This is a genomic window from Pseudomonas sp. PS02302, from assembly GCF_029959585.1.
Classification (GTDB): Bacteria; Pseudomonadota; Gammaproteobacteria; order Pseudomonadales; family Pseudomonadaceae; genus Chryseomonas; species Chryseomonas aestiva.
This window is the reverse complement of sequence record NZ_JASCON010000211.1, coordinates 1-221: the sequence shown is the minus strand read 5'-3', so window position 1 is coordinate 221 and position 221 is coordinate 1. Positions and strand designations below refer to the sequence as shown.

General features: G+C 71.0%; 1 protein-coding gene. It reads right to left on the bottom strand.

Annotation, left to right across the window (positions count from 1 at the left end; all coding sequences use genetic code 11):
- The coding region (locus QMX82_RS25805) for a pyridoxal-phosphate dependent enzyme (RefSeq protein ID WP_282288822.1) at positions 1 to 221 on the bottom strand (221 nt) is incomplete at both ends.

Genomic DNA, 221 nt, shown 5'->3' with positions numbered 1-221 from the left:
TTCACATAGGCGGCGATGCCGGCGATCAGGCCGCCGCCGCCCACGGGGACGAAGATGGCATCGAGCCGCCCCGGATGCTGGCGCAGGATCTCCATGGCCACGGTGCCCTGGCCGGCGATGACGTCCGGATCGTCATAGGGCGGCACGAAGGTGTAGCCCTGCTCCTCGACCAGGCGCAGCGCCTCGGCCAGGGCCTCGGGAAAGGCGTCGCCGTGCAGCAC